Source organism: Sphingomonas sp. CCH5-D11, assembly GCF_001557395.1.
Taxonomy (GTDB): Bacteria; Pseudomonadota; Alphaproteobacteria; order Sphingomonadales; family Sphingomonadaceae; genus Sphingomonas.
This window is the reverse complement of the sequence record NZ_LSKH01000231.1, coordinates 1-6,176: the sequence shown is the minus strand read 5'-3', so window position 1 is coordinate 6,176 and position 6,176 is coordinate 1. Positions and strand designations below refer to the sequence as shown.

7 protein-coding genes are annotated in these 6,176 nt (G+C 63.6%); 5 read left to right on the top strand and 2 right to left on the bottom strand.

Translation table 11 applies throughout. The features are described from left to right. Both AX702_RS14390 and AX702_RS14385 read left to right on the top strand, forming a co-directional pair. The coding region (locus AX702_RS14390; protein WP_156455501.1) for an EAL domain-containing protein at window positions 1-983 on the top strand (983 nt) is incomplete at its 5' end. Between the two features lie 462 nt (window positions 984-1,445). Beyond that, the gene (locus tag AX702_RS14385) at window positions 1,446-3,338 is read left to right on the top strand and encodes a ribonucleoside-diphosphate reductase subunit alpha (RefSeq protein WP_066780704.1); all 1,893 of its coding nucleotides are present in this window, start codon (window positions 1,446-1,448) and stop codon (window positions 3,336-3,338) included. Between the two features lie 137 nt (window positions 3,339-3,475). Here the strand turns inward: AX702_RS14385 and AX702_RS14380 are convergent, their stop codons facing one another. Beyond that, window positions 3,476-3,928 (bottom strand): hypothetical protein, encoded by a 453-nt coding sequence (locus tag AX702_RS14380; RefSeq protein WP_197420620.1) that lies wholly within the window; start codon window positions 3,926-3,928, stop codon window positions 3,476-3,478. 342 nt (window positions 3,929-4,270) lie between these two features. Here AX702_RS14380 and AX702_RS14375 point away from each other — a divergent pair, with 342 nt between their 5' ends. Continuing rightward, the gene (locus tag AX702_RS14375) at window positions 4,271-4,618 is read left to right on the top strand and encodes an ArsC family reductase (protein ID WP_066780693.1); all 348 of its coding nucleotides are present in this window, start codon (window positions 4,271-4,273) and stop codon (window positions 4,616-4,618) included. A gap of 486 nt (window positions 4,619-5,104) precedes the next feature. On the opposite strand, the gene AX702_RS14370 is transcribed toward AX702_RS14375, so the two are convergent. Beyond that, window positions 5,105-5,356 carry a DUF2171 domain-containing protein gene (locus AX702_RS14370; RefSeq protein WP_066780691.1) on the bottom strand — a complete coding sequence of 84 codons (252 nt, stop codon included), beginning with the start codon at window positions 5,354-5,356 and terminating at the stop codon, window positions 5,105-5,107. Window positions 5,357-5,426: 70 nt separating this feature from the next. Between AX702_RS14370 and AX702_RS24290 the strand changes: the two genes are divergently transcribed. Next, window positions 5,427-5,810, top strand: a complete 384-nt coding sequence (locus AX702_RS24290; RefSeq protein ID WP_371262816.1) for a hypothetical protein — start codon at window positions 5,427-5,429, stop codon at window positions 5,808-5,810. Beyond that, complete coding sequence (locus AX702_RS14360; protein WP_066780689.1) at window positions 5,807-6,007, top strand: hypothetical protein; 201 nt, start codon at window positions 5,807-5,809, stop codon at window positions 6,005-6,007. Before AX702_RS24290 ends, AX702_RS14360 begins: the two co-directional genes overlap by 4 nt. Window positions 6,008-6,176: the final 169 nt, after the last annotated feature.

Sequence of the window (6,176 nt, the reverse complement as noted above, 5' to 3'; positions counted from 1 at the left end):
TCGTCGGCTATGAAGCGCTGCTCCGCTGGGAGCACCCCACACGCGGCGCGGTCAGCCCGGCCGATTTCATCCCGATCGCCGAGGAATGCGGGATGATCGAGGCGATCGGGGAATGGGTGTTGCGTACCGCGTGCACCGAAGCGGCGAACTGGCCGGCGGACGTCAGGGTTGCCGTGAACGTGTCGGCGATCCAATTCGCCAATCCCGCCCTCCCGGCGATCATCACCAGCGCTCTCGCCGCTTCCGGTATTGCTCCACACCGGCTGGAGCTGGAAATCACCGAAAGCGTGTTCGTCAACGACGACGCTTCCTCCAATCAGATGTTCAAGACGCTGAAGGGCATTGGCGTGCGCCTGGCGCTGGACGATTTCGGCACCGGCTATTCCTCGCTCGGCTATCTGCGCAAGGCGCCGTTCGACAAGATCAAGATCGACCAGAGCTTCGTGCGCGGCGCGATCCAGGACGGCAATCGCAACGCCGCGATCATCAAGGCGATCGTGAGCCTGGCCAATACGTTGGGGATGGAGACGACCGCCGAGGGGGTGGAGCAGCAGGACGAGATCGAACTGATCAGCGACCTGGGCTGCAGCCACATTCAGGGATTCGTCTATGGCCGGCCCGCCCGGGCGGAGGACGTGCGCGCGCAGCTGGCCATGAGCTCCGGCAGCGCGACCGCGGTGGGCCATCGCTTCAGCCGCGCCAGCAGAGCCACCGTGCTGCGTTCGGCGCGCGTCGAGATGAACGGGACGTCGGGCGAGGTGCGTATTCGCAACCTGTCCGCCACCGGGGTGATGATCGACGGCATCGACCTTCCGGAGCGCGCGATCGGCGCTGACGTGCGCATTGAGCTGGTGGACAACGAGCTGTTTCCCGCGACCATCCGCTGGGTGTCAGACGGTCGCGCCGGACTCGAGTTCGCGCGCCATTTTGACATGGAACGGCTGTCCCAGGGACCGTCACGGCTTGCCCGGCGAGTCAGCTGACGCTGGTTCGCTGCCCGCATCGCCGGGGTTCGCTGCCCGCATCGCCGGTCCTGCCCGTGCTCGGAATGAGCCGATCCGGCCACAAGCACCCGATCGGCTCATAAGGGCAAAATTATTTTCACCGCGCCCTATCGGTCTTGCAATTCGCGAACCCGGCGGAAGTCCACGCGTCGCTTCCTTTGAACCCCGCCGGACCGCGTCTCAGCCGCGGTGAGCCGTTCGCCCATCCACGTGATAAACCTCTTGCCTATGCGCAGCTCCTGCCACAATCTGTTGGGGTAATCCGCAGGAACAGGCGCTAGCGCTGGTAGAACAGGAACCGCAGCACTTGTGCTGCGGCATGGGATCGTGCCGCTCCGAAGCGAGCCGCGGTCACTTTTTGTTCTCATCACAAGCCCTGCTCCGGTGTAACATGGGGGCTCGCCTCCCGATTCGATCAAACAGGGTGTTGGGATGGCGGCGATGGACTTTAGGGACGCGAACGAGGCGAACATGGCGATCGACGCATTGGAAGCGATTGACGGAACCGAGACGGCGCCTGCGGCCGAGCAGCGCAAGCGGCGGCCCTACCCGCTGGACGTCGATCATTCGCGCGACGCGCTGCTGACCGATTTCGGCAAGGACACGCTGCAGGATCGTTATCTGCTGCCGGGTGAGACCTATCAGGATCTCTTCGTCCGTGTGGCCAGTGCTTATGCCGATGACGCGGCTCATGCGCAGCGCATCTATGATTATATCAGCCGCTTGTGGTTCATGCCGGCAACACCAGTGCTGTCGAATGGCGGCACGGGGCGCGGCCTGCCGATCAGCTGCTATCTCAATTCCGTGCCCGACAGCCTGAACGGCATCGTCGACACCTGGAACGAGAATGTCTGGCTTGCCAGCCGCGGCGGCGGCATCGGCACCTATTGGGGCAATGTACGCGGGATCGGCGAGCCGGTCGGCCTGAACGGCAAGACCAGTGGCATCATCCCCTTCGTGCGCGTGATGGATTCGCTGACGCTGGCGATCAGCCAGGGCTCGCTGCGTCGTGGCTCGGCCGCCTGCTATCTCGACATCTCGCATCCTGAGATCGAGGAGTTCCTCGAAATCCGCAAGCCGTCGGGCGACTTCAATCGCAAGGCGCTGAACCTGCACCACGGCGTGCTGATTCCCGACGCGTTCATGGAAGCGGTGCGCGACGGCGGCGAGTGGGAGCTGAAGAGCCCCAAGGACGGCAGCGTGCGCGGCAAGGTCGACGCGCGCAGCCTGTTCCAGAAGCTGGTCGAGACCCGCCTCGCCACGGGTGAGCCGTACATCGTCTTCGCCGACCATGTGAACAGCACCATGCCCAAGCATCATCGCGATCTGGGCCTCAAGGTGTCCACCTCGAACCTGTGCAGCGAGATCACCCTGCCGACCGGCAAGGATCACCTCGGCAACGATCGCACCGCCGTCTGCTGCCTTTCCTCGCTGAACCTCGAAACGTGGGACCAGTGGAAAGACGACAAGCAGTTCATCGAGGACGTGATGCGCTTCCTCGACAACGTCCTGCAGGATTATATCGACCGGCATGAGCCGGGCATGGAGCGCGCGGCCTATTCCGCGGCGCGCGAGCGTTCGGTCGGTCTTGGCGTCATGGGCTTCCACTCCTTCCTCCAGGCACGCGGCCTGCCGATGGAGGGGGCGATGGCGAAGAGTTGGAACCTCCGGATCTTCAAGCACATCAATGCGCAGGTGAACCAGGCATCAATGACGCTGGCGGCCGAGCGTGGGCCCTGCCCCGACGCCGCCGATATGGGCGTCATGGAGCGCTTTTCGTGCAAGATGGCGATCGCACCGACCGCGTCGATCTCGATCATCTGCGGCGGTACTTCGGCGTGCATCGAGCCGATCCCGGCCAATATCTACACCCACAAGACGCTGTCGGGCAGCTTTGCGGTGAAGAACCCGTATCTGGAGAAGCTGCTCGTCGAGAAGAGCAAGAACTCCGACGCGGTGTGGAATTCGATCCTGGAGCATGGCGGCAGCGTGCAGCACCTCGACTTCCTCTCGCCGGAGGAGAAGGACTGTTTCAAGACCAGCTTCGAGATCGACCAGCGCTGGCTGCTGGAGCTTGCCGGTGATCGCGCGCCCTATATCGATCAGGCGCAGTCGCTGAACCTCTTCATCCCGGCGGATGTGGAGAAATGGGATCTCCTGATGCTGCACTTCCGGGCGTGGGAGCTTGGCATCAAGTCGCTCTATTATTTGCGTTCGAAGAGCGTGCAGCGGGCAGGCTTCGCCGGCGGCGTCGAGGCGGACAATACGATCGAGAAGCCCAAGTTCGATCTGGGCGAGACGACCGATTATGACGAGTGCCTAGCCTGTCAGTAACTGGTGAGAAGCGCCTGGTTTCACGGCGCCTTAGGGACACTAGTGGTTGACCTGCGTATCGTTCCCCGGCCGGATGCCTGGTCCGGTCGGGAGCGTTGGGGCGGCGCTCCACTTATGGTAGGCCGGTCCGGCAAGCTTCAATGCTGCTCGGACAGGTCGAGTACGCCATCCTTGTTCTTGTCGGCACGCGCAAAGGCCTGGGCTGCGCCTTTTTCCAGCTCGGCCCTGGTCAGTCGCCCATCGGTATCACCGTCCATCCGCTTATAGCGTTTGGCGATCTTCTTCGGCAGATCGACATAGTCGATGACACCGTCACGATTGTCGTCCCACCGATTGAATTGCTGCAATTGGCCCTGAACATAGGTTTTCGCGCTCGCGGAGCGCCCCTTTGGCGCCTGTTGCTCAGTACAGCCGGCAGCGACGCCCGGGCTCATGACCAGCACCGCCGCAGGCAACAGCCGCTTCAGCCCGCTGATCGGTCCCGCCCGCCGGCGGTGGCTGCTGCGGCTCACTCGATGCAGAACGGACAAGCCGGAATGTCGCGCCTCCCCTTCCTCGCCCCCGCGTCTGCTGCGACCTTGATCAGACACCGCACCCTCCTTCTTGGCCATGTTGAGCGGCACATGAAGGGCAACCTATCGTTCCTTCGAAGGCCGCTGATAAGAGGCGCAAAGTGAGATCATGGGATACCCACAACGGCACCATGGCATAACAAGCCTGAGCGTCGGAATTCTGATGGTTATCCCTATGCTTGCCGGTTGGTTGCGCACAATCGTCCGGTTTGCCGACCGTAGCTGCCTATGTCCGATCGGCCACGGTGCGGGACAGGCCTCGCGTGGCAGTGCGTCGCGCCGGCCGACCCCGGATTACGCACTGATTTCTCGCGCCCGAGCCGTTATCGACGGTTCACGATCACTCCCGCGGAGATACTGATGACCGCCATTCTCTATGGCATTCCTGCTTGCGATACCGTTCGGAAGGCCCGCGCCTGGTTGGACGCGCAGGGGGTCCCCTATCGTTTTCACGATTACAAGAAGCAAGGCGTCGACGCCGCCATGCTGTCGCGCGCTGTCGACCAGCTCGGCTGGGAAAAGGTGCTGAACCGTCAGGGCACGACCTTTCGCAAGCTGCCCGAGGCCGACCGCGCGGCGCTGGATGAAGCGCGCGCGCTGGCGATCATGCAGGAGCACCCGTCGGCGATCAAACGGCCGCTGCTGGTATATGGCGAGTCGATCGAGGCTGGCTTTTCCGCCGACCGCTACGAGCAATTGCTCGGTTGATTCGATCAACGGCGGCCGGCTCGGGCGCAGTGGAATCGTTGCGGCCAGGCCCCGCTCGATCGCTGGATTTTCCCGAGCTTGACAGCGACACGCACATGCGGAACATAGCGTGAACGTTGGCGGATTGCCGCGGATCGCGCCTTTGTCAACTACATACTAGATATTGGGCAGGAGCGAGACGCAATGTCTATATGTTCGATTTTGGGCATAGTCCGAACGGGCAGATTGCGCTAATCTGATTCACGGTTCGGCGGGCTGCGTACTGCGCAGCGAAAACGATCGTTCCGGGGTTGATCATGCTGGTGGGAATGCGCGCGGATGGGACGGACGAATAGCCGATGCGCCGCCATGCTGGCGAATGGCCGAATGGGCCGCGGCGGCCTGTGTTATCCAAGCCGCAACGGGCGCCGCCGGCTGTCCGGCGCCGCCCGCGCGACAAGTCGGCACTGCGTCACGAGCCTGGCTCGGGGCAGCGCCGCTAAAGCGTCACTCCGCTTCTTCGAACATGTCGATGGCGTTTTGCGCGGTCGCGCTCAGCCGAACCGTGTCGCCCTCGATTTCGGCCACGAGACCGGCGGGAAGATAATGGTGCTTCGCGCCCTGCCCGTCCTGCGTCGAGGGGCTGTCGGTCTTGGTCAGCTTGATCCGCTCGCCGTCGACATGATCCACCGTGCCGACATGGACGCCGTCGGCGCCGATGACGTTCATATGTTCCTTGATGTTGCTGTGATCGTGCATGCTGGGTCTCCTTGGCGGTCGGCAACAGAACGACACATGACGCGATTGGATGCGTGGGCGGATGTGCGCGATGCGCGCTGACCGTTCGGCGCTGGTGATCCATCTGGCGAGGCGCGCGCGACGAACACTGGCGCTGGCCATCCGCCCTTCGGCAGGCGCGGGACGAGCGGCCTTGCTGGCGGCTCCGGCTCTGTTCCTTTCCGCTTGCGCGAAGCAGATGCCGTCTGCCGTCACCCACACTGCCGCGACGCCCGGCTTTCTCCTCGGGCTGTGGCACGGCTTCATCTTCCCGGTCGCCTGGATGCTGAGCCTCTTCATGCCGGACGTGGCAGTCTATGCCGTGCCCAACAATGGCGGCTGGTATGACTTCGGCTATTTCATCGGCATCGTCTTCCTGGGCGTTGGCGCGCGCAAGACGCGCACCGTCTATGTCACGCGCAGGGCGCGGCCATGAGCTGGCAGATCCTTGCCATGTATGCGGCCGCGCTGGTGTTCGCGCTGGGCGGCGCGGGGCTGCTGCTCGCGCTCACCCGGCCACGTAGCGAGGGGCAGGTCTACGCCTTTCGCATGATTGGCATCATGGCGCTGGCCGGTGGCGTGGTGCTGGCGATGAGCGCCACCGCCATGTTGCAGTGGAGCGTGGAGGGATGAGCCTGCCCGCGCTTCCTGCACTGCCCGCACTTCTCGCACTGATCATCGCGGGCCCGGGCCTGCTGGCGCTTGGCCTTTGGACTTTGCGCTCCCGATCATGGTATAACGGAATACCGGCCGCGGAGATGCTGATCGACGGCATCGGCGGGGCAACGCCACCGCCGCGCAC

Coding starts and splice junctions, on each gene's coding strand:
- AX702_RS14385 (WP_066780704.1), top strand. CDS start 1,446: ATGGACTTTAGGGACGCGAACGAGGCGAACATGGCGATCGACGCATTG.
- AX702_RS14375 (WP_066780693.1), top strand. CDS start 4,271: ATGACCGCCATTCTCTATGGCATTCCTGCTTGCGATACCGTTCGGAAG.
- AX702_RS14370 (WP_066780691.1), bottom strand. CDS start 5,356: ATGCACGATCACAGCAACATCAAGGAACATATGAACGTCATCGGCGCC.
- AX702_RS24290 (WP_371262816.1), top strand. CDS start 5,427: ATGCGCGCTGACCGTTCGGCGCTGGTGATCCATCTGGCGAGGCGCGCG.
- AX702_RS14360 (WP_066780689.1), top strand. CDS start 5,807: ATGAGCTGGCAGATCCTTGCCATGTATGCGGCCGCGCTGGTGTTCGCG.